The organism is Variovorax sp. SPNA7 (assembly GCF_033807855.1).
Taxonomy (GTDB): domain Bacteria; phylum Pseudomonadota; class Gammaproteobacteria; order Burkholderiales; family Burkholderiaceae_C; genus Variovorax; species Variovorax beijingensis.
Genome location: NZ_CP138513.1, coordinates 2,639,765 through 2,660,274, shown reverse-complemented (window position 1 = coordinate 2,660,274; position 20,510 = coordinate 2,639,765). Strand labels below are relative to the sequence as shown.

Below are 20,510 nucleotides of genomic sequence, written 5' to 3'. Positions count from 1 at the left end.
CGGGGCTTTTTCTTCGTCTGCGCCTTTCAGGCCGAGAGCGAATTCCTGAGCTCGCCGATCGCCGCCTCGAAGTCGGCTTCGCTTTCCAGCCTGCGCATCGGCGGCAGCGCGGCCAGGAGCCGCCGGCCATAGCCCATGGCAACCAGGCGGGTGTCGCAAATGGCGAGCACGCCGCAGTCCGTCTCGCGGCGAATCAGCCGCCCTGCCCCCTGCTTGAGCGCCACGGCCGCCTCGGGCAGCGAGTAGTCGCTGAACGAGCTGCGGCCCTGGGCTTCGAGGCGCTGCGAGCGCGCCTCGACCAGCGGATCGTTGGGCGGAGGGAACGGCAGCTTGTCGATCACCACCAGCTGCAATGCATCGCCGGGCGCATCGAAGCCCTCCCAGAACGATGCGGATGCCACCAGCACGCAGCCGGCGCGCCCGCCCTCCGCGCCTTCGCGGAAACGGTCCATGAGCACGCGCTTGGGCAGCTCGCCCTGCACCAGCACCTCGGGCCGCACATCGGCCTCGAGCCGTTCGAACTGCTGCTTCATCTCGTCGCCGATCGCACGCAAAGCGCGCAGCGTGGTCGTCAGCACCAGGGTCCGGCCGCCGAGTTCGGCTGCGCCCCGCGCGGCCAGCTGCGCCACGCGCGTGCTGTGAGCGGCGTCGTTGGGTTTGGGAAAGGCACGCGGCACATAGAGCCCGGCCTGCGCGGCATAGTCGAAGGGGCTCAGCACCCGCAGCACCTCTGCATCGCCCAGGCCGCACGGCTCGGTGAACCAGCGCAGCGTGGGTTCGTCGCCCAGCGTGGCGGAGGTGAAGACCCAGGCGCGTCCGCTGTCTTCAGGTGCCGCGCGGCTTGTTTCCTCCCCGTCGTCGTCCTCAGGGGCAGCGCCGCTGCCGATCTTGAGCACGCGCGTACGCATGGCCTCGGCAATGTCGAGCGGCGATTCGACCAGCCGCAGCTGCGTGCCCACGTCGACCCAGCGCACCGAATCGGTTTCGCAGGGCAGCGCGAAGCGTGCCGCGCGCTTGGCGAGCTGCTGCGCGCGTTCGTAGAGGCGCACGAAATCGGGCGATATCTCGCTGACGGTGTCGAGCCCTTCGGCGGCCATTTCAAAGGCCTGCTGCAGGGCTTCGAGCGCGTCCTGCCAGACCTGCGCGTCGATGCCTTCCGGCGACGGGCCCACCCAGCGCAGCTTGGTGCCGGGCCACTGCTTGCCGACCGCAAGGCGCAGCTCGCGCGCGGCACGTTCGACGGCCGCCACCAGCTGCTGCCAGTCGACCAGTCCGCGCGCATGCTGCAGGCCGGCACCGAGCAGGTCGCGCGCGAAGTCCAGGGCCTGCCCGCTGCCGAGCTGCGCGCCCAGGAACTGCACGCCGGTTTCGTTGAGCTGGTGGGCCTCGTCGAACACGACCACGCTCACGGTCGGCAGCAATTCCGCCATGCCGGTCTCGCGCACCGCGAGGTCGGCGAAGAACAGGTGATGGTTGATGACCACCACGTCGGCCGCCAGCGCCTCGCGCCGCGCCAGGTTGACGTGGCAGGGCTTGAACTGCGGGCACTGCGCGCCCAGGCAGTTCTCGCGCGTGGAGGTGATGAGCGGAATGAGCGGCGAGCGCTCGTCCAGACCGGGCAGCTCGGCCAGGTCGCCGGTCCGCGTGGCCTTGGACCACTGCTCGATCTTGGCAAGCGTTCGCAGGCTGCCGCGTTCGGGCAGCGATGCATCGTGGCGCGCGAGGTCGAGCCGGTGCAGGCACAGGTAGCTCGCGCGCCCCTTGAGCAGCGCCGTACGCACCGGCAGTTCGAGCGCCTCGACCAGGCGCGGCAGGTCGCGGCCGAACAATTGGTCCTGCAGGGTCTTGGTGGCGGTCGACAGCAGCACGCGCTCGCCGCTCAGCAATGCCGGCACGAGGTAGGAAAAGGTCTTGCCCACGCCGGTGCCGGCTTCGACCACCAGCACGCCGCCGTCCTCGATGGTGCGGGCGACGGCCAGCGCCATTTCGGTCTGCCCCGAGCGCTCGCGGAACTGCTCTGCAGCACGCGACAGGACGCCGCCCTGCGCGAAGGCGTCGCGCACCTTGTCCTCGAGTGTTTCGCTCACGCGGGTTCTTTCGGATCGAGCACGTTCTCGAGCCGTGCGATCTGGTCGCGCAGCGCAAGCCGGCGCTTCTTCAGGCGCCGCAGCAGCAGCTCATCCTGCGGCGAAGCTTCGGCCAGGCGGTCGATGGTGGCGTCGAGGTCGGCGTGTTCGATGCGCAGCTCGATCAATTGGCGGGAAAGGGAGTGAAGATTGGAGTCCAACGTTGGCGCTGAGAACGTATTCCGCCCGCAGCTCGTGTTCACTCGATAATACGTCCTGGTACGAATCCACGAGAAGACAGAAGGCGCGCCATTGGCGCATTTGCGCTCATGACACAAGGCTTTCGGCTTGCCGCCGCCACCGGTCTCCACAAGGGAGACCGCCCCTATCAGCAGGACCAGGTCCTGATGATGAGCCATCCGCGCGTGCCCGGCTGCATGCTGGGCATCATTGCCGACGGCATGGGCGGGCGCAGCGGCGGGCGCAAGGCCTCCGACCAGGTGCTGATGACGGCGCGCCAGCTGTTCACGCGCTACCACCCCGACCGCGACAGCTCCGCGGCCGTGCTGCGGCAGCTGCTGGAGGATGCGCACACAGTCATCAAGCTCACCGCCCTGTCGAGCGAGCAGGAACCGCACAGCACGCTCGCCGCCTTTCTGATGAACCCCAGGGGCGACTGCGCCTGGATCCATGCCGGCGACTCCCGCATCTACCACTTCCAGAACGGCGAGCTCGTCACGCGCACGCGCGACCATTCCTATGTCCAGGTGCTCATCGACCGCGGTGAAATCACCGAGGCCGAGGCCAATGTCCATCCCAAGGGCAACATCCTGCTCGGATGCCTGGGCATGACCACGACGCCGCCACCCATCGAGCCGCACTACATTCCCGCAATGCAGCCGGGCGACCTGCTGATGGCCTGCAGCGACGGGCTCTGGCACTACTTCAGCCCCGAGGAGCTGGCCAGCGTCCTGTACGCGGAGCCGCCGCGCGAAGCGGTGGAAATCCTGGTGGGAGAAGCGCGCCGCCGGGCGCGCGGCACGGGCGACAACATCTCGATCGTGGTGCTGAAGCTCGAAGCGCTTCCGCAAGACTGAGCGCCGCCACTGGCGCGCGCCCGGCGAGGTTGGCTCAGCGGCTGGGCGCCGAAGCCGGCGATGCCGGCGGCGTCGGCAAGGGCGCCCCGCGCGGCTTGGTGCGCTCGGCGTTCTGCCGCTCGCGGCTGGCCCGGTGCTCGGCCGCCTTTTGCTGCTTGCTTTCGAAGCGTTCGACCGCCGCGGGCGCCTCTGCGCGCCGCTGTGCGGCCTTGGCCTGCTCGTCGGCGTGGGCCTTCTGCTTGGCCTCGAGCTGGCGCCGGCGCTCGTCGGCCTCTGCGGCCGTGGCGGCGCGGCTCGCTGCATGGTCGGCCGCGCGCTGCTCCCGGTCCTGCTGGGCTTTTCGAGCCTCTTCCTGCTTCTCGGGCGTGTCCTGCGGGCGCCGCGTGGCGGCCTTCTGGTCGAGCTTCTCGAGTTCGGCCGCACCGCGCCGCTGGCGCTCGATGTCGTTGATGGCCGATTCCTGGCGCTTGATGTGATCGGTCTCGGCACGGCGGCGCTTGCGGCTGTCGCGCAGGCAGTCCTCGACCGCGAACTTCTGGTAGCAGGCGGCACGCTCCTTGTCGAAGCGCGCCTCGATGGCGGCGCGCTCGGCGGCCAGCCGGCTGCGTTCCGCTTCGAAGTCTGCACTGCCCGCGGCCGCATTGGACTGCGCCCAGAGCGGCAGGCTGCCCAGGGCCATCAGCATGGCGAGAACAATTTTTTTCATGTCAGTCGAGTGTCCACGATGCGGCGTTCCAGGGAGAGGAACTCGCTCGATTGCATTTCGGTGAGCCTGGAAACCGTTCGCGGGAATTCGTGCGCGAGCGGTCCCTCGGTGTACAACGCCTCCGGCGGTACCTCGGCCGACATGATGAGCTTGACGCGCCGGTCGTACAAGACGTCGACCAGCCAGGTGAAACGGCGTGCTTCGGAGGCCATGCGCACCGGCATGTGCGGCACGTCGGACAGCAGCACCGTGTGAAACTGGCTGGCGATCTCAAGATAGTCGTTCTGCGAGCGTGGTCCGCCGCACAGCGTCTTGAAGTCGAACCACACCACGCCGCCGGCCTTGCGCCTGGCGCGGATCTCGCGCTGCTCGATGTGCAGCACCGGGTTTTCGTCGGCCGTTTCGGCCAACCTGTCGAACGCCTTGCGCATCTCCTTTTCGGCCGAGGCATCGTTCGGCGTCAGGTACATGCGCAGTTGCTCGAGCGTGCGGCGCCGGTAGTCGGTGCCGTTGTCCACGCTCAGCACCTCGAGCTTCTCGTTGAGCAGCGCGATCGCGGGCAGGATGCGGTCGCGGTGCAGCCCGCCGGGGTAGAGATCGTCGGGCCTGAAATTGGAGGTGGTGACAAAGCCCACGCCGTTCTCGAACAGCGCCACCAGCAGGCGGTGAAGGATCATCGCGTCGGTGATGTCCGCCACGTGGAACTCGTCGAAGCAGATCAGCTTGTAGCGCTTGGAGATGCGCAGCCCGAGCTCGTCGAGCGGGTTGACCGTGCCCTGCAACTCGCGCAGTTCGCGGTGCACCTCGCGCATGAACTCGTGAAAGTGCAGCCGGGTCTTGCGGCGCAGCGGCACCGCGTTGAAGAACAGGTCCATCAGGAAGCTCTTGCCCCGCCCGACGCCACCGTACATGTAGACGCCGCGCGGCAGCTCGGGCCGGTTGATGAACTTCTTCAGCGCGTTGGAGCGCTGGGCCTTGTAGTCGCCCCACTCCCGCGCGCAGCGATCCAGCGCTTCCACGGCGCGCAGTTGCGCGGGATCGCTCTGGAACCCGCGCACAGCGAGTTCCGCCTCATAGGCCTGTTTGACGCTGGTCAATGGATCAGAAGTTCAGCGTGCGCTTGTCCACGGCAAGTGCCGCTTCCTTCGTGGCTTCCGACAGCGACGGGTGCGCATGGCAGATGCGCGCGATGTCTTCTGCGCTGGCCTTGAACTCCATCGCCACCACGGCTTCGGAGATCAGCTCGCTGGCCTGCGGGCCCACGATGTGCACGCCGAGGATCTCGTCGGTGGCCGCGTCGGCCAGGAACTTGACCATGCCGGTCGTGTCGCCCAGCGCGCGTGCGCGGCCGTTCGCGAGGAACGGGAAGGTGCCGGCTTTGTAGGCCCGGCCCGCGGCCTTGAGCTGCTGCTCGGTCTGGCCGACCCACGCGATCTCGGGGTTGGTGTAGATCACCCACGGCACGGTGTTGAAGTTGACGTGGCCGTGCTGGCCCGCAATGCGCTCCGCCACGGCAACGCCCTCTTCCTCGGCCTTGTGCGCGAGCATCGGGCCGCGCACCACGTCGCCGATCGCCCAGACGTTGGGCAGGCTGGTCTTGCAGTCGTCGTCCACGGCAATGGCGCCGCGCTCGTCGAGCTTCAGGCCCACGGCTTCGGCGTTCAGGCCGATGGTGTTGGGCACGCGGCCGATCGAGACGATCAGCTTGTCGACTTCCAGCGTCTGGGCTTCGCCCTTGGCGTTGGTCCAGGCCACGCTCACGCCCTTCTTGGACGACTTGATCTCGCCGACCTTGACGCCGAGTTCGATCTTGAGCTTCTGCTTGTCGAAGGCCTTCTTGGCTTCCTTGGCGATCTGCTCGTCGACCGCGCCGAGGAAGGTCGGCAGCGCTTCGAGCACCGTGACTTCGGCGCCGAGGCGGCGCCACACCGAGCCCATTTCAAGCCCGATGACGCCCGAGCCGATCAGGCCCAGCTTCTTCGGCACCGCGCCGATGCGCAGCGCGCCGTCGTTCGAGAGGATGTTCTCCTCGTCGAATGGCGCACCCGGCAGCGCGCGGGCGTTGGAGCCCGTGGCCACGATGATGTGCTTGCCGTCGATCGACTCTTCGGCGGCGCCCGCCACCTTGATCTCGTAGCCGGCTTCGCCCGCCTTCACGAACGAGCCGCGGCCGTGGAAGAAGGTGATCTTGTTCTTCTTGAACAGGTACAGGATGCCGTCGTTGTTCTGCTTCACGACCTGGTCCTTGCGGGCCAGCATCTTCTCGAGGTCCAGACCCAGGCCTTCGACCTTGATGCCGTGGTCGGCAAAGTGGTGGCCGGCCTGGTCGAAGTGCTCCGACGATTGCAGCAGCGCCTTCGATGGAATGCAGCCGACGTTGGTGCAGGTGCCGCCCGGTGCGGGGCCGCCCTTGCCGTTCTTCCACTCGTCGATGCAGGCCACGTTGAAGCCCAGCTGCGCTGCGCGGATCGCGGCGATGTAGCCGCCAGGGCCGCCGCCGATGACGATGACGTCGAATTGTTTGTTTGCCATCTGATTCTTCCTCCTCAGATGTCGAACAACAGGCGCGACGGGTCTTCGAGCGCTTCCTTCATGGCCACCAGGCCCAGCACGGCTTCGCGGCCGTCGATGATGCGGTGGTCGTAGCTCATGGCAAGGTAGTTCATCGGGCGGATGACGATCTGGCCGTTCTCGACCACGGCGCGGTCCTTGGTGGCGTGCACGCCGAGGATCGCCGACTGGGGCGGGTTGATGATCGGCGTCGAGAGCATCGAGCCGAAGGTGCCGCCGTTCGAGATGGAGAAGGTGCCGCCGGTCATTTCTTCGATGCCGAGCTTGCCGTCCTGTGCCTTCTTGCCGTATTCGGCGATCTTCTTCTCGATGTCGGCAAAGCTCATCTGGTCGGCGTTGCGCAGGATGGGCACCACCAGGCCGCGCGGCGAACCGACGGCAATGCCGATGTCGAAGTAGCCGTGGTACAGGATGTCGTTGCCGTCGACCGAGGCGTTGATCACCGGGTACTTCTTGAGCGCATGCACCGCGGCCTTCACGAAGAAGCTCATGAAGCCGAGCTTCACGCCGTGTTCCTTGGTGAAGCTGTCCTGGAAGCGCTTGCGCAGTTCCATGACGGGCGCCATGTTGACTTCATTGAAGGTCGTCAGGATGGCGTTGGTCGATTGCGACTGGATCAGGCGCTCGGCGATGCGGGCGCGCAGGCGGCTCATCGGCACGCGCTGCTCGGGGCGCTCGCCGAGGTCGGGCGCACCCGCAGGCGCGGCGACTTGCGGCAGCGCCGGCTTGGCAGCCGGTGCGGCCACCACGGCCGCGGGCTTGGCACCCGAGGCCACGGCGCCGAGCACGTCGCCCTTGGTGACGCGGCCGTCCTTGCCGCTGCCGGCCACGTCGCTGGTCTTCAGGTTGTTGTCGGCCAGCAGCTTGGCGGCGGCGGGCATGGCAACGTCGGACTTCGAACCCCCGGTGGCGGCAGCAGCCGCTGCGGGCGCAGCTGCCGGGGCCGGCGCAGCGGCGGGTGCTGCTGCAGGCGCTGCGGCGCTTGCCTTGCCTTCGGTGTCGATCTTCGCGATCAGCTGGTCGGCCACCACGGTGGCGCCATCGGGCTGCACGATTTCGGCCAGCACGCCGGCCGAGGGTGCGGGCACTTCGAGCACGACCTTGTCGGTCTCGATCTCGATCAGGATTTCATCGACGGCGACGGCTTCGCCGGCCTTCTTCTTCCAGGTGAGCATGGTGGCTTCGGCCACGGATTCGGAAAGCTGGGGGACTTTGACTTCTACGATAGACATTTGGAGTGAGCTCCGTTTTGTTCTTCAGGTGTTCGTGTGAAAAAGAGGCTTGAAATTACTTGGTCAGCACGAAGCCCTTGAGCTTGCCAAATGCGCCATCGACCAGCGCCTTCTGCTGTTCCTGGTGCAGGTGCGAGTAGCCGACTGCAGGCGATGCCGAAGCGGCACGGCCGGAGTAGCCGAGCTTCTGGCCTTCCTGCATGTTCTCGTGGATGTAGTGCTGCACGAAGAACCAGGCGCCCTGGTTCTGCGGCTCGTCCTGGCACCAGACCACGTCGGCGAGGTTCGGGTACTTCTTGATCTCGGCAGCGAACGCCTTGTGCGGGAACGGATAGAGCTGCTCGACGCGGATGATCGCCACGTCGTCGTTGCCCTGTTCTTCGCGCTTCTTGGCCAGGTCGTAGTAGACCTTGCCCGAGCAGGCGATCAGGCGCTTGACCTTCTCGGCCTTCAGGCCCTTGCTGTCCGGAATGACCGTCTGGAAGCCGCCCTTGGTGAACTCGGACAGCGGCGAGGTCGCGTCCTTGTTACGCAGCAGCGACTTCGGCGTCATGATGATCAGCGGCTTGCGCAGGTTGCGCACCATCTGGCGGCGCAGCACGTGGAAGATCTGGCTGGCCGTGGTGGGCTGCACCACCTGCATGTTGGTGTCGGCGCTCAGCTGCATGAAGCGCTCCAGGCGTGCCGAGCTGTGCTCGGGGCCCTGGCCTTCATAGCCGTGCGGCAGCATCATCGTGAGGCCGTTGACGCGGCCCCACTTCACTTCGCCCGAGGCGATGAACTGGTCGATCACCACTTGCGCGCCGTTCACGAAGTCGCCGAACTGGGCTTCCCAGATCACGAGCGTGTTCGGGTCGTTCGAGGCGTAGCCGTATTCGAACGCGAGCACCGCTTCTTCCGACAGGATCGAGTCGATGACGACGAACGGTGCCTGGTTCTCGGCTACGTTCTGCAGCGGCGTGTAGGTGCCTTCGTCGAACTTCTCGCGGTTCTGGTCGTGCAGCACGGCGTGGCGGTGCGTGAACGTGCCGCGGCCCGAGTCTTCGCCCGACAGGCGCACCGGATAGCCGCTGGCCACCAGCGAGGCAAAGGCCATGTGTTCGCCCATGCCCCAGTCGACGTTGACGTCGCCGCGGCCCATGGCGGCGCGGTCGTCCAGCACCTTCTTCACGAGCGGGTGCACCGTGAAGCCGGCCGGCACCGTGGTGATCTTCTCGGCCAGGCGCTTCCACTCGCTGGACGGAATGGCGGTGTCGCCGGCGTCGGTCCACTTCTTGTTGAGGTAGGGATTCCAGTCGACGGCGTACTTGCTCTTGAAGTTCGTGAGCACCGGGTCGACCGTGTTGCGGCCTTCGTCGAAGGCAGCGCGCTGGGCCTTGACCATGTCGTCGCCGAGCGTGGCGCCCAGGCCCTGCGTCGCCAGCTTGTCGGCGTACAGCTTGCGCGTGCCGGGGTGCTGGGCGATCTTCTTGTACATGAGCGGCTGCGTGAGCGAGGGGGTGTCCTGCTCGTTGTGGCCCAGCTTGCGGAAGCAGATGATGTCGACCACCACGTCCTTCTGGAACTCCATGCGGAATTCAAGGGCGAGCTGGGTGGCGAGCACCACGGCTTCGGGATCATCGCCGTTCACGTGCAGCACCGGCGCCTCGATCATCTTGACGATGTCCGAGCAGTACAGCGTCGAGCGGCTGTCGCGCGGGTCGCTGGTGGTGAAGCCGATCTGGTTGTTGATGACGATGTGCACCGTGCCGCCCGTGAAGTAGCCACGGGTTTCGGCCAGCGCCAGCGTTTCCATCACGACGCCCTGGCCCGCGAAGGCGGCGTCGCCGTGCACGAGCACGGGCAGCACCTGCTTGCCCTGCGGGTCGGCGCGGCGGTCCATGCGGGCGCGCACCGAGCCTTCGACCACGGGGTTCACGATCTCGAGGTGCGAGGGATTGAACGCCAGGCTCAGGTGCACCGGGCCGCCGGGCGTGGTCACGTCCGAGCTGAAGCCCTGGTGGTACTTGACGTCGCCGCTCGGCAGGTCTTCAGGAGCGGTGTGGTCGAACTCGGCGAACAGGTCGGCCGGCATCTTGCCGAGCGAGTTGACCAGCACGTTGAGGCGGCCGCGGTGGGCCATGCCGATCACGATTTCCTGCACGCCCTTGATGCCGGCCTGGTTGATCAGTTCGTCCATCGAGACGATGAAGCTTTCGCCGCCTTCGAGCGAGAAGCGCTTCTGGCCGACGTACTTGGTGTGCAGGAAGCGCTCGAGGCCTTCGGCCGCGGTCAGGCGGTTGAGCACGTGTTTCTTCTGCTCCGCATTGAGCTGCGGGTTGGTGCGGGCGCTTTCGAGCTTCTGCTGCCACCAGCGCTTGTGGTTCTGGTCGGTGGTGTACATGTACTCGGCGCCGATGGTGCCGCAGTACGTTTCGCGCAAGGCATTGAGCAGGTCGCGCAGCGACATGGTCTCCTTGCCGAAGAAGGTGTTGCTGGTGTTGAACACCGTCTCGAGGTCGGCATCGGCGAAGCCGTAGAACGAGGGCTCGAGTTCCGGAATGGCCGGGCGCTCGGCGCGCTTGAGGGGGTCCAGGTCGGCCCAGCGGGCGCCGACGTTGCGGTAGGCGGCAATCAGCTGCTGGACGGCGGTGCGCTTGCGGCCGAGCTCGGAATCCGCGCCGCTGGCCTGCACGACCTTGGTGGTGCCCTGCTTCGCGCGCTCGGCAAAAGCGTTGATCACCGGCTGGTGCGGGACGTCTCGCGTGTTGGAGCCATCGACCGCGGGCACGTTCTGCAGGGCGTCGAAATACGAACGCCAGTTGTCAGGCACGCTGCCGGGATTGGAGAGGTAGTTTTCGTACATCTCTTCGACATAGGGCGCATTGCCACCGAAGAGGTACGTGTTGCCCTGATACGCGGCATATGCCGTGGGCTTTGAGGAATCGCTCATGATCCGCTGACCTTCGCTTCCCTGAAGGAAGCACTAGCTGGTTAAGAAACCTTCCGCGACACGGCTGAACCGGTTGGCGGATGCGACTGTGGCTGGGGAAGGGCCTGAGTACCTTCGCATTGTGCCACGTCAGACATATGACGGCTCGGCGCGGCTTCGCAAGGCCGGTCTTGCTCACTCAGGCGGAAGAAACCAGCTGCCTGATCTGCTGCAGGGTGGCGGGGTCGTCGAGGGTGGTCAGGTCGCCCGGATCGCGCTGCTCGCACACGGCCTGGATGGCGCGCCGCAGCAGCTTGCCGCTGCGGGTCTTGGGCAGGCCCGAGACGAAGCGCACCCGGGCGGGCCGCGCCAGCGCGCCGAGCTGGTCGGCCACCACCTTCATGATCTCGCCCTCGAGCTTGCGCGCCGCGTCGGCGTCGGCCACGGCGATGCCGTCCTTCGGCACCACGAAAGCCATTGCCACCTGGCCCTTGAGCGCATCGGCCACGCCCACCACCGCGACCTCCGCCACGTTGGCGTGGCCCGAGATGCTCTCCTCGATCTCGCGGGTGCCCAGGCGGTGGCCGGCCACGTTGATCACGTCGTCGGTGCGCCCGAGGATGTAGAAATAGCCCTCCTCGTCGCGGATGCCCCAGTCGAAGGTCGAATAGACCATCTTGCCCGGCACGCTTTTCCAGTAGGTGCTGACGAAGCGCGCGTCGTCCTTCCACACGGTCTGCATGAAGCCGGGCGGGGTCGGGCCTTCGACCACGACCACGCCCTTTTCATTGGGGGCGGTCAATTCCTCGCCGGTCGATTCGTGCAGGATCTTGATGCGGTAGCCGTACATCGGAACGCCGGGGCTGCCGAACTTGCTGGGCTTGGCCTCGACACCGTTGGCAATGGTGATCATCGGCCAGCCAGATTCGGTCTGCCAGTAGTTGTCGATGATGGGCACGCCCAGGCCCTCGCTGATCCAGCGCGCGGTGGGCTCGTCGAGCGGCTCGCCCGCCAGGAACAGCGCGCGCAGGCTCGACAGGTCGTATTTCTTCAGCAGCGCCGGATCCTGCTTCTTGAGCACGCGCACCGCGGTGGGCGCGCTGAACATCACCGTCACCTTGTATTTCTCGACCAGGCGCCACCAGATGCCGCCGTCGGGCTGCCTGTCGATACCCTGCGTGGGCAGGCCCTCGTACATGAGGGTGGCCATGCCGGCGATCAGCGGGCCATAGACGATGTAGCTGTGGCCCACCACCCACCCGATGTCGCTGGTCGAGAAGTAGGTTTCGCCGGCGCGGCCGTCGAAGATGTGCTTCATGCTCGCGGCCAGCGCCACGGCATAGCCGCCGACGTCGCGCTGCACGCCCTTGGGCTTGCCGGTGGTGCCGCTGGTGTAGATGGTGTAGCTGATGTCGGTGGCGGCCAGCCAGGTGCAGGGCACCTCTGCGTCGAAGTGCTTGCGTCGAAGTTCGCCGGCCAGGTGGTCGCGGCCGGCCGCCAGGTCCATCGGGGCCAGGCCGCGGTCGGTCAGCAGCACCGCGGCCGGCTTGTATTTCGACAGCCGGATCGCCTCGTCGAGCAGCGGCTTGTACGCAATGACCTTGCCGCCGCGCGAGCCGGCGTCGGCGCTCACCACCACCTTGGGCTCGGCATCCTCGATGCGCGTGGCCAGCGAACCGCTCGCGAATCCGCCGAACACCACGCAGTGGATCGCGCCGATGCGCGCACAGGCCAGCATCGCGAAGGCGGCCTCGGGGATCATTGGCATGTAGATGAGCACGCGGTCGCCCTTCCCCACGCCCAGCTCCATCAGGCTGGCGGCCGTGCGCTGCACCTCGGCGTGCAGTTCCCTGAAGCTGTAGCTTTTCTCGACGCCGGTTTCGGTGGAAACGAAGATCAGCGCGGGCTGGTCGCCGCGCGCGGCCAGGTGCCGGTCGACCGCGTTGTGGCACAGGTTGGTGGTGCCGCCCACGAACCAGCGCGCGAACGGCGGCTGGCTGGCGTCGAGGATCTGCTCGGCGGGGGCCTGCCAGTCGATCAGCTTCGCCTGCTCGGCCCAGAAGGCCTCGGGCGCATCGACGGACTGGCGATAGAACTCTTCGTAGCGGCTCATCTGGATTTGTCTCCGTTTATTCGTTCGGCCCGGCGGCATCGCCAAAACTGAATTCATAATTATGGAGACCGATCTTGCAGCAAGCTGACGGCCGGAACAATCCGGCCGAGCCCTTGTGGTGCGCCCGCCGGTTGCGGCTATCGGATCAGGGTGAGCAGTTCGGAAAACGCGGGGTGCTCCGCCGTGCGCAGCCATTCGAAGCCGACCATCTCGGTCGTCACGAGTTCGGCCCCGGCACCGGCCAGCCGGTCGAAGGCGGCATCGCGGTTGCGCTCGGTGCGCGAGCTGCAGGCGTCGGTGACGACCCAGACTTCGAACTCGTCTTCCAGCAGGTCGAGCGCGGTCTGCAGCAGGCAAACATGGGCTTCGCAGCCGGCGATCACGATGGAATTGCGCTCTTCGGCGGCCGCAGCGGGCTTCTGAAGATGCTTGGGCAGGCTGCGGGCATTGCCCTGCGGCGCCTTCGCCGGCACGCGCAGCCATTCGCCGAGGCCCTCTTCCACACCGCTGAAATGCATCTTCGACAGGGTGCGCTGGCACAGCGCGCGGATGTCGGGCACGTTCTCACCGAGCTTGGAGGGGTTGTGTTCGGTGCCCCACACCGGCACCTGGAACAGCTGGGCCATCTTGCCGAGCCGCACCGCGTTCTGCGCGACCGCTTCGCCCTCGAAGATCGACGGCATCAGCCGCGCCTGGTAGTCGACCAGGACGAGTTGGGAGAGCGAGGCGTCGAGCAGCATGAACCGTTCTTTCATTCAGATGGATTTGATGGGGCCAGACCGTACCACCGAAAAGGCGTGTATCTCTCTAGACTCCGGGCGGATGCGGATCTTCTTTTCGGCCCGGCGCCATTTGCCGATTCTGGCCCTTGGCGCGGCGCTCGTGGTAACCGGCTGCGGCGGCCTGCGCACCGCCAAGGCGCCGCTGGACCGCACGCTCGAGAAGAGCAGCTGTACGCCGAATGCCGACACGCTGATCGTGCTGCTGCCCGGCGCGTACTCCCACCCGGACGAATTCGAGCGCGAAGGCTTCGTCAAGGCGCTGAACGACAACAGGCTTGCGGTAGACGTGATGCGGGTCGATGCGCACCTGGGCTACTACAACGGCAAGACCATCCTCGACCGCCTGCACCGGGACGTGATGGTGCCGGCCCGCGGCCAGGGCTACAAGGCCATCTGGATCGTCGGCATTTCGATTGGCGGCTTCGGCGGACTGCTCTACGCGCAGACGCATCCCGGTGAACTCGCGGGCATCGTGGCCATTGCGCCCTACCTCGGGGAACGCGCGCTCGGCGCCGACATCGCCAATGCCGGCGGCCTCGCCCGCTGGACCGGGCCGCTGGGCGATCCACCGGGCAGCGACCCGCGAACACCGAACGAGACCCAGCTGTGGCAGTGGCTGCGCGGCTACGTCGGCGCTACCGCCACCTTCGGCGCGCGGCCACCGCTCTACTTGGGCTATGGCATCGACGACCGCTTTGCGTTCAGCCATCGGCTCCTGGCGGCCGCACTGCCCGCAAGCCGCGTCTTCACGACCGAAGGCGGCCACGACTGGCCCGAGTGGACGCGGCTCTGGCGCCGCATGCTGCCGACATTGCCGCTGCCGGGCTGCCCCGGCTGAAGGCGCGGCCCGCCTCAGTTCGGCCGCAGGCGCAGCAGCTTGCCGTCGGATTCGTCGGTCAACACGTAGAGCAGGCCGTCCGGCCCCTGCTTCACATCACGGATGCGGGCCCGGTCCTCGGCGAGCAGCTTGTGCTCGGCCGCCACCTTGCCGTCCTTCAGCTCGATGCGGTCGAGATAGCCGAACTTGAGCGATCCGACGAACAGGTTGCCCTTCCATGCCGCACCGTAGCGGTCGCTGGTGAGGAAAGCCATGCCCGATGTCGCAATCGACGGCACCCAATAATGCAGCGGCTGCTCCATGCCGCTCCTTTCGGTGATGCCCTCGCCGATCTTTCCGCCGCCGTAGTTCTCGCCGTAGGTGATCACCGGCCAGCCGTAGTTGCGGCCGGCTTGCGCAATGTTGATTTCGTCGCCGCCCTGCGGCCCGTGCTCGGTCATCCAGAAGCGGCCATCGGGCGCGAGCGCTGCGCCCTGGCCGTTGCGGTGGCCATAGCTCCAGATCTCGGGCAGCGCGCCCGCCCGGCCGACAAAGGGATTGTCCCGGGGTGCCGAGCCGTCCTTGGCAATGCGCACCACCTTGCCAATGTGGTTGTCGAGCTTCTGCGCATCTTCCTTGCGGCTGAACCGGTCGCCCAACGTGAGAAACAACGTGCCGTCGCGCGCCTCGACGATGCGGCAGCCGAAATGGTTGCGGCTGGCCACCTTGGGCTGCTGGCTGAAGATGATTTTCAGGTTCTCCAGCCGCGTGCCGTCGGCCGATAGCTGCGTGCTGGCCAGTGCCGTGCTGTTGCCCGAACCGCCGCCGGCGGCGGGTTCGGAGAAGCAGAAATACAGCGTGCGGTTCTTGTCGAAGCCCGAATCGGCCAGTACGTCGAGCAAGCCGCCCTGGCCGCCGGCCGCGATGGGCGGCAGGCCGGCGATGGGCGCGCCGATCTTGCCGTCCGCAGCGATCAGCCGCAACCGGCCGGCCCGCTCCGTGACCACGAAACGGCCGCCCGGCAGAAAGGCCACGCCCCACGGGTTCTCGAGGCCGGTCGAAATGGTTTCCGGCCGTATCTGCGCCATGGCGGCGCCCCAGGCGGCCAGACCCGCCACGACGGCAGCCTTTCCTAGGAGGCGCGCAGCTTCCTGAATTCGCAGGTTCATGTCTTTTCCGGTTAGTTGGCGCGATCTTGACGCGAAATGGGGTGCGAATCCAGGCTGTTCGCCTCTTCAATGCGAGTACAAAAGTTCGCTTTCAACCAATCGCTTATGGTTCATAAAGATCGGCCGTTACATTTTTTCTTCGCTCGAATCAAAAAAAATCAAACAAATCAAAGACTTGAAGATACATTCGCCAATTCGGATGAGGTTGACATAACTGCGCGTCATCAATATCCTACGCGCCATGCGTTTTTTCGTCCTACCCGCGTCTCTCCTGTTTGCCGTCGCCGTCCAGGCCGCCCCCCAACAGGACCGAACCGACGACGAACTGGCCCGGTTGCTGGCCGACAAGGGCATCATCGGACAACTCAGGCAGGTCCGCCAAACCGTCGCTGAACGAACCTCCGACCTCGTGGTGACTGCCATCGGCTTCCTCGGCGTCCCCTATCGCCGCGGCGGCAATTCGGCCGAATCCGGCTTCGACTGCAGCGGCTTCGTTCGCGCGATGTACAACCAGACGCTCGGCCACGTGCTGCCGCGCCGCGCCGAAGAACAGGCGGCGGCCACCGAGAAGATCGACCGCAGCCAGCTCAAGCCCGGCGACCTCGTCTTCTTCAACACCATGCGCCGCGCCTTCAGCCATGTCGGCATCTATGTCGGCGAAGGCAAGTTCATCCACTCGCCGCGCACGGGCGCCCAGGTGCGCGTGGAAGACATGAACGGCAGCTACTGGAGCCGCCGCTTCGACGGCGCACGCCGCGTGCTCGGCGGCGCACAGAACGACGAGATCAAGGCTGCGGCAACTGCTGCAACCCACACCGGCAACTGAGCCTTCCCCGAATCCGGCGTCCTGGATCAGGACGAAAAAAAATCCCGCCGCGGCGGGATTTTTTGTGGCCGGTCGAACCTTGTTGGTCAGGCCGTCTTCTTTACTGGCGGCAGATCGGTACAGGTCCCGTGCGCCACCTCGGCCGCCATGCCGATGCTCTCGCCCAGCGTCGGATGCGGATGGATGGTCTTGCCGATGTCGATCTCGTCGGCGCCCATCTCGATGGCCAGCGCAATCTCCCCGATCATGTCGCCGGCATGCGTGCCGACGATGCCGCCACCCAGGATGCGGTGCGTCCCGGCGTCGAACAGCAGCTTGGTGAAGCCTTCGTCGCGGCCGTTGGCGATGGCGCGGCCCGAAGCGGTCCACGGGAAATGGCCCTTCTTGATCTTGATGCCTTCGGCCTTGGCCTGGTCTTCGGTGAGCCCCACCCACGCCACTTCGGGGTCGGTGTAGGCCACGCTCGGGATCACGCGGGCATTGAAGGCGGCGCTCGACAATTCCTTGTCGCCCTTCTGCTCGCCGGCGATCACCTCGGCCGCCACATGCGCCTCGTGCACCGCCTTGTGCGCCAGCATCGGCTGGCCGACGATGTCGCCAATGGCGAAGATGTGCGGCACGTTGGTGCGCATCTGGGTGTCGACCGGAATGAAGCCGCGGTCGCTCACTGCGACGCCGGCCTTCTCGGCGCCGATCTTCTTGCCGTTCGGGCTGCGGCCCACGGCCTGCAGCACCAGGTCATACACCTGCGGCTCCTTGGGGGCCTGCTCACCCTCGAAGGTCACCTTGATGCCCTCCTTCGTGGCCTCGGCGCCCACCGTCTTGGTCTTGAGCATGATGTTGTCGAAGCGCGGCGCATTCATCTTCTGCCAGACCTTCACCAGGTCGCGGTCGGCGCCCTGCATCAGGCCGTCGAGCATCTCGACCACATCCAGGCGCGCGCCCAGCGTCGAATACACCGTGCCCATCTCGAGGCCGATGATGCCGCCGCCCAGGACCAGCATGCGCTTGGGATCGGTGCCCATCTCGAGCGCACCGGTGGAATCGACCACGCGCGGGTCCTTCGGCATGAACGGCAGGCTCACGGACTGCGAGCCGGCCGCGATGATCGCGTTGCGGAACTTGACGGTCTGCTTCTTGCCGGTGGTGTCCCAGCTGGTGCCCGAGGTTTCTTCCACCTCGAGGTGGTACGGGTCGATGAAGTTGCCGACGCCGCGCAGCACCGTCACCTTGCGCATCTTGGCCATGGCCGTGAGGCCGCCGGTGAGCTTGCCCACCACCTTGTTCTTGTGGCCGAGCAGCTTGGCGCGGTCGACCGTGGGCGCGGCAAAACTCACGCCGAGGTCGGCGAAGTGCTTCACCTCGTCCATGACCGAGGCCACGTGCAGCAGCGCCTTCGACGGAATGCAGCCCACGTTGAGGCACACGCCGCCGAGCGTGGCATAGCGCTCGATCAGCACGACCTTCAGGCCCAGGTCGGCCGCGCGGAAAGCCGCCGAGTAGCCGCCGGGGCCGGCGCCGAGCACGATCACGTCGCACTCGACGTCGACCTTGCCGCCGTAGCTGGAGGCCGCAGGCGCCGCTGCCGGGGCTGCGGCCGGAGCAGCAGCCTTGGGCGCGGGAGCCGCTGCGGCGGGTGCAGGCGCGGCCGCTGCCGGCGCAGGCGCTGCGGCACTGTCCACCTCCAGCGTCAGCACCACGGAGCCTTCCTTGACCTTGTCGCCCACCTTGACGGCAAGCGACTTCACCACGCCGGCCGCCGACGACGGAATCTCCATCGAGGCCTTGTCCGATTCGACCGTGATCAGCGACTGCTCGGCCTTGACCGTGTCGCCGACGTTGACCAGCACCTCGATCACCGCGACTTCGTCGAAGTCGCCGATGTCGGGCACCTTGATTTGTTGTTCGCTCATTTGGACACTTTCAGTTTGAGTGTGAGAACGTCGACCGGTGGGGCCGAATTGCGATCGAATTCGCAGGCGGCGGCGATGCCCGCCTCCGCCACGTCGCGCGAGCTGCGCGACTTGATGTCATAGGCCGCGTGCATGGCGCCGAGCGCAAAGCTGCGTCCCGAGCCGATGCTCCAGAACTGCTTGAACTCGAACACCTCGCGGTAGCTGTAGATGCCGTAGATGCCGCTCTGGTTGGCCATCAGCATCGTGAACTGGCTCGACTCGTAGGGCTCGTGCTCGTCTTCCTTGGTCTGCATGAAGAACGCGTCCTTCAGCACCGGATGCAGCAGCGTGAAGGTGCGGAAGATCTCGTGCTTGCTGCCGAACAGCAGCGCCTCGCGCGGCTGCGCAGCCAGCGCATGCTGCAGCACCAGGAAGTGCGCAGCGGCGCCGGCCACGGCAAACAGGCTCTGTCCCGCCGCGTCCTCGACGGTGAAGATCTTCTGGTTGGCCTCGGCGCGGTGCGAAAGCCGCGTGTCGCCGAAGGTCACCAGCGAATCCGCCGCCATCGTGACCTGGCCGCCTTTGCGGACGGCCACTACCGTGGTCATAGCAGGATTCGGCGATAGTCCGCGAGCACCTGCCCAAGGTAGGCGTTGAAGCGCGCGGCCAGGGCACCATCGATCACGCGGTGGTCGTACGACAGCGACAGCGGCAGCGTCAGGCGCGGCACGAACTGCTTGCCATCCCACACCGGCTTCATCTGGCCCTTGGAGAGGCCGAGGATGGCCACTTCGGGGGCGTTGATGATGGGCGTGAAATGCGTGCCGCCGATGCCGCCGAGCGAACTGATCGACATGCAGCCGCCCTGCATGTCGGCCGAGCCGAGCTTGCCGTCGCGCGCCTTCTTGGCGAGCTCGCCCATTTCCTGGCTGATCTGCAGGATGCCCTTCTTGTCGGCATCCTTGAGCACCGGCACCACGAGCCCGTTGGGCGTGTCGGCCGCGAAGCCGATGTGGAAGTACTGCTTGTAGACCAGTTGGTCGCCATCGAGGCTGGCGTTGAAGTCGGGGAATTTCTTCAGCGCCGCAACCACCGCCTTGATCACGAAGGCCAGCATCGTGACCTTGATGCCCGACTTCTCGTTCTCCTTGTTGGTGGAGACGCGGAAGGCCTCGAGCTCGGTGATGTCGGCCTCGTCGTTGTTGGTGACGTGCGGAATCATCACCCAGTTGCGGTGCAGGTTGGCCCCGCTGAGCTTCTTGATGCGCGACAGGTCCTTGCGCTCGACCGCGCCGAACTTCGTGAAGTCGACCTTGGGCCACGGAATGAGGCCGAGCGCGGCGCCATCCGCGCCACCGCCAGCCCGTGCCTTGGCCGCCGAGGCCTTGGTGCTGGCCTGGCCGCTCATCACGGCCTTGGTGAAGCCCTGGACGTCTTCCTGCGTGATGCGGCCCTTGGGACCGGAGCCCTTGACCTCCTCGAGCGGCACGCCGAGTTCGCGTGCGAACTTGCGCACCGAAGGCGAGGCGTGCGGCAGGTTGCCGGTGGGCGCGACCGTCGGCTCGTGCGGCGCGGCTGCGGCAGCCGGGCTTGCAGCCGGTGCCGGCGATGCGGCGGCTGGCGCGGGTGCGCTGGCGGTTGCCGCAGCCGGTGCGGCTGCAGCAGCCTGCGCAGGCGCGGGTGCCGCGGCGCCTGCCGAGCCTTCCACTATCGCGATCAGGTCGCCGATGTTGACCGTGTCGCCCACCTTGACCTTGAGCTCCTTGAGCACGCCGGCCGCCGACGACGGGATTTCCATCGAGGCCTTGTCCGACTCCACCGTGATCAGCGACTGGTCGGCCGCGATGGTGTCGCCGGGCTTCACCAGCAGCTCGATGACCGCGACGTCCTTGAAGTCGCCGATGTCGGGCACCTTGACCTCGACCGGTCCCGAGGCCGCAGGCGCGGCAGCCGGTGCGGGCGCCGCGGCTGCGGGTGCCGGGGCGGCAGCCGCAGGGGCGGGAGCCGCTGCAGGCGCCGGTGCGGCGGCGGCACCTTCGGCCTCCAGCACGAGCACCACCGAGCCCTCCTTCACCTTGCTGCCGACCTCGACCTTCAGTTCCTTGACCACACCGGCAGTCGACGACGGGATCTCCATCGACGCCTTGTCCGATTCCACGGTGATGAGCGACTGCTCGGCCTTGACCGTGTCGCCCACCTTCACGAGCACCTCGATCACCGCGACTTCATCGAAATCGCCGATGTCCGGCACCTTGACTTCCACTGCTGCCATATTGTTCGTCTCCCGCCGTGAGGCGCCGTTCGTTCGTTGGTTGTTGGTTGATG

16 protein-coding genes are annotated in these 20,510 nt (G+C 66.6%); 3 read left to right on the top strand and 13 right to left on the bottom strand.

Features of this window, described 5'->3' with window-relative positions; translation table 11 throughout:
* Window positions 1–26 precede the first annotated feature (26 nt).
* Both RZE77_RS12295 and RZE77_RS12290 read right to left on the bottom strand, forming a co-directional pair.
* The gene (locus RZE77_RS12295; protein ID WP_319442077.1) at window positions 27–2,087 is read right to left on the bottom strand and encodes a DNA repair helicase YoaA; all 2,061 of its coding nucleotides are present in this window, start codon (window positions 2,085–2,087) and stop codon (window positions 27–29) included.
* A complete protein-coding gene (locus RZE77_RS12290; RefSeq protein ID WP_041946091.1) occupies window positions 2,084–2,287 on the bottom strand; it encodes a YdcH family protein in 204 nt (67 codons plus the stop codon). Before RZE77_RS12290 ends, RZE77_RS12295 begins: the two co-directional genes overlap by 4 nt.
* Before the next feature lie 108 nt (window positions 2,288–2,395).
* Here RZE77_RS12290 and RZE77_RS12285 point away from each other — a divergent pair, with 108 nt between their 5' ends.
* Window positions 2,396–3,163, top strand: coding sequence for a PP2C family protein-serine/threonine phosphatase (locus RZE77_RS12285; protein ID WP_319432035.1), 768 nt, complete (start codon window positions 2,396–2,398; stop codon window positions 3,161–3,163).
* A gap of 34 nt (window positions 3,164–3,197) precedes the next feature.
* Here the strand turns inward: RZE77_RS12285 and RZE77_RS12280 are convergent, their stop codons facing one another.
* The 7 genes from RZE77_RS12280 to RZE77_RS12250 form a co-directional block, all read right to left on the bottom strand.
* Window positions 3,198–3,869, bottom strand: coding sequence for a hypothetical protein (locus RZE77_RS12280; protein ID WP_319442076.1), 672 nt, complete (start codon window positions 3,867–3,869; stop codon window positions 3,198–3,200).
* Window positions 3,866–4,966 (bottom strand): cell division protein ZapE, encoded by a 1,101-nt coding sequence (gene zapE, locus RZE77_RS12275; RefSeq protein ID WP_319442075.1) that lies wholly within the window; start codon window positions 4,964–4,966, stop codon window positions 3,866–3,868. The genes RZE77_RS12280 and zapE overlap by 4 nt, the downstream gene beginning before the upstream one ends.
* Window positions 4,967–4,970: 4 nt before the next feature.
* Window positions 4,971–6,401, bottom strand: a complete 1,431-nt coding sequence (gene lpdA / locus RZE77_RS12270) for a dihydrolipoyl dehydrogenase (RefSeq protein ID WP_319442074.1) — start codon at window positions 6,399–6,401, stop codon at window positions 4,971–4,973.
* 14 nt (window positions 6,402–6,415) lie between these two features.
* A complete protein-coding gene (gene odhB, locus RZE77_RS12265) occupies window positions 6,416–7,672 on the bottom strand; it encodes a 2-oxoglutarate dehydrogenase complex dihydrolipoyllysine-residue succinyltransferase (protein ID WP_319432028.1) in 1,257 nt (418 codons plus the stop codon).
* Between the two features lie 55 nt (window positions 7,673–7,727).
* Window positions 7,728–10,604 carry a 2-oxoglutarate dehydrogenase E1 component gene (locus RZE77_RS12260; RefSeq protein ID WP_319442073.1) on the bottom strand — a complete coding sequence of 959 codons (2,877 nt, stop codon included), beginning with the start codon at window positions 10,602–10,604 and terminating at the stop codon, window positions 7,728–7,730.
* Between the two features lie 178 nt (window positions 10,605–10,782).
* Window positions 10,783–12,735, bottom strand: coding sequence for a propionate--CoA ligase (locus RZE77_RS12255; protein WP_319442348.1), 1,953 nt, complete (start codon window positions 12,733–12,735; stop codon window positions 10,783–10,785).
* A gap of 98 nt (window positions 12,736–12,833) precedes the next feature.
* Window positions 12,834–13,436 carry an isochorismatase family protein gene (locus RZE77_RS12250; protein ID WP_319442347.1) on the bottom strand — a complete coding sequence of 201 codons (603 nt, stop codon included), beginning with the start codon at window positions 13,434–13,436 and terminating at the stop codon, window positions 12,834–12,836.
* An 82-nt stretch (window positions 13,437–13,518) separates the two neighbouring features.
* On the opposite strand from RZE77_RS12250, the gene RZE77_RS12245 reads away from it, so the two are divergent.
* Window positions 13,519–14,316, top strand: coding sequence for an alpha/beta hydrolase (locus RZE77_RS12245; RefSeq protein ID WP_319442072.1), 798 nt, complete (start codon window positions 13,519–13,521; stop codon window positions 14,314–14,316).
* A gap of 14 nt (window positions 14,317–14,330) precedes the next feature.
* On the opposite strand, the gene RZE77_RS12240 is transcribed toward RZE77_RS12245, so the two are convergent.
* Window positions 14,331–15,464, bottom strand: a complete 1,134-nt coding sequence (locus RZE77_RS12240; RefSeq protein WP_405547482.1) for a PQQ-dependent sugar dehydrogenase — start codon at window positions 15,462–15,464, stop codon at window positions 14,331–14,333.
* A gap of 241 nt (window positions 15,465–15,705) precedes the next feature.
* Between RZE77_RS12240 and RZE77_RS12235 the strand changes: the two genes are divergently transcribed.
* Window positions 15,706–16,290 carry a C40 family peptidase gene (locus tag RZE77_RS12235; RefSeq protein ID WP_124957652.1) on the top strand — a complete coding sequence of 195 codons (585 nt, stop codon included), beginning with the start codon at window positions 15,706–15,708 and terminating at the stop codon, window positions 16,288–16,290.
* A gap of 86 nt (window positions 16,291–16,376) precedes the next feature.
* Here RZE77_RS12235 and lpdA (RZE77_RS12230) read toward each other — a convergent pair whose 3' ends face one another.
* Genes lpdA (RZE77_RS12230) through aceF form a run of 3 tightly spaced genes read right to left on the bottom strand, consistent with a single transcriptional unit; the run spans window position 16,377 to window position 20,457 of the window.
* Window positions 16,377–18,203 carry a dihydrolipoyl dehydrogenase gene (gene lpdA, locus RZE77_RS12230; RefSeq protein ID WP_319442071.1) on the bottom strand — a complete coding sequence of 609 codons (1,827 nt, stop codon included), beginning with the start codon at window positions 18,201–18,203 and terminating at the stop codon, window positions 16,377–16,379.
* Window positions 18,200–18,793: an Ntn hydrolase family protein gene (locus RZE77_RS12225; protein WP_319432017.1), complete on the bottom strand. Its 594-nt coding sequence runs from the start codon at window positions 18,791–18,793 to the stop codon at window positions 18,200–18,202. Before RZE77_RS12225 ends, lpdA (RZE77_RS12230) begins: the two co-directional genes overlap by 4 nt.
* A complete protein-coding gene (gene aceF, locus RZE77_RS12220) occupies window positions 18,790–20,457 on the bottom strand; it encodes a dihydrolipoyllysine-residue acetyltransferase (RefSeq protein WP_319442070.1) in 1,668 nt (555 codons plus the stop codon). Before aceF ends, RZE77_RS12225 begins: the two co-directional genes overlap by 4 nt.
* Between the last annotated feature and the right edge of the window lie 53 nt (window positions 20,458–20,510).

Bases quoted from the DNA above. Each gene is read 5' to 3' on its own strand.
- RZE77_RS12285 (WP_319432035.1), top strand. From the start codon at position 2,396: ATGACACAAGGCTTTCGGCTTGCCGCCGCCACCGGTCTCCACAAGGGA.
- RZE77_RS12280 (WP_319442076.1), bottom strand. From the start codon at position 3,869: ATGAAAAAAATTGTTCTCGCCATGCTGATGGCCCTGGGCAGCCTGCCG.
- lpdA (WP_319442074.1), bottom strand. From the start codon at position 6,401: ATGGCAAACAAACAATTCGACGTCATCGTCATCGGCGGCGGCCCTGGC.
- odhB (WP_319432028.1), bottom strand. From the start codon at position 7,672: ATGTCTATCGTAGAAGTCAAAGTCCCCCAGCTTTCCGAATCCGTGGCC.
- RZE77_RS12260 (WP_319442073.1), bottom strand. From the start codon at position 10,604: ATGAGCGATTCCTCAAAGCCCACGGCATATGCCGCGTATCAGGGCAAC.
- RZE77_RS12255 (WP_319442348.1), bottom strand. From the start codon at position 12,735: ATGCCGCCGGGCCGAACGAATAAACGGAGACAAATCCAGATGAGCCGC.
- RZE77_RS12250 (WP_319442347.1), bottom strand. From the start codon at position 13,436: ATGCTGCTCGACGCCTCGCTCTCCCAACTCGTCCTGGTCGACTACCAG.
- RZE77_RS12245 (WP_319442072.1), top strand. From the start codon at position 13,519: ATGCGGATCTTCTTTTCGGCCCGGCGCCATTTGCCGATTCTGGCCCTT.
- RZE77_RS12240 (WP_405547482.1), bottom strand. From the start codon at position 15,464: ATGAACCTGCGAATTCAGGAAGCTGCGCGCCTCCTAGGAAAGGCTGCC.
- RZE77_RS12235 (WP_124957652.1), top strand. From the start codon at position 15,706: ATGCGTTTTTTCGTCCTACCCGCGTCTCTCCTGTTTGCCGTCGCCGTC.
- lpdA (WP_319442071.1), bottom strand. From the start codon at position 18,203: ATGAGCGAACAACAAATCAAGGTGCCCGACATCGGCGACTTCGACGAA.
- RZE77_RS12225 (WP_319432017.1), bottom strand. From the start codon at position 18,793: ATGACCACGGTAGTGGCCGTCCGCAAAGGCGGCCAGGTCACGATGGCG.
- aceF (WP_319442070.1), bottom strand. From the start codon at position 20,457: ATGGCAGCAGTGGAAGTCAAGGTGCCGGACATCGGCGATTTCGATGAA.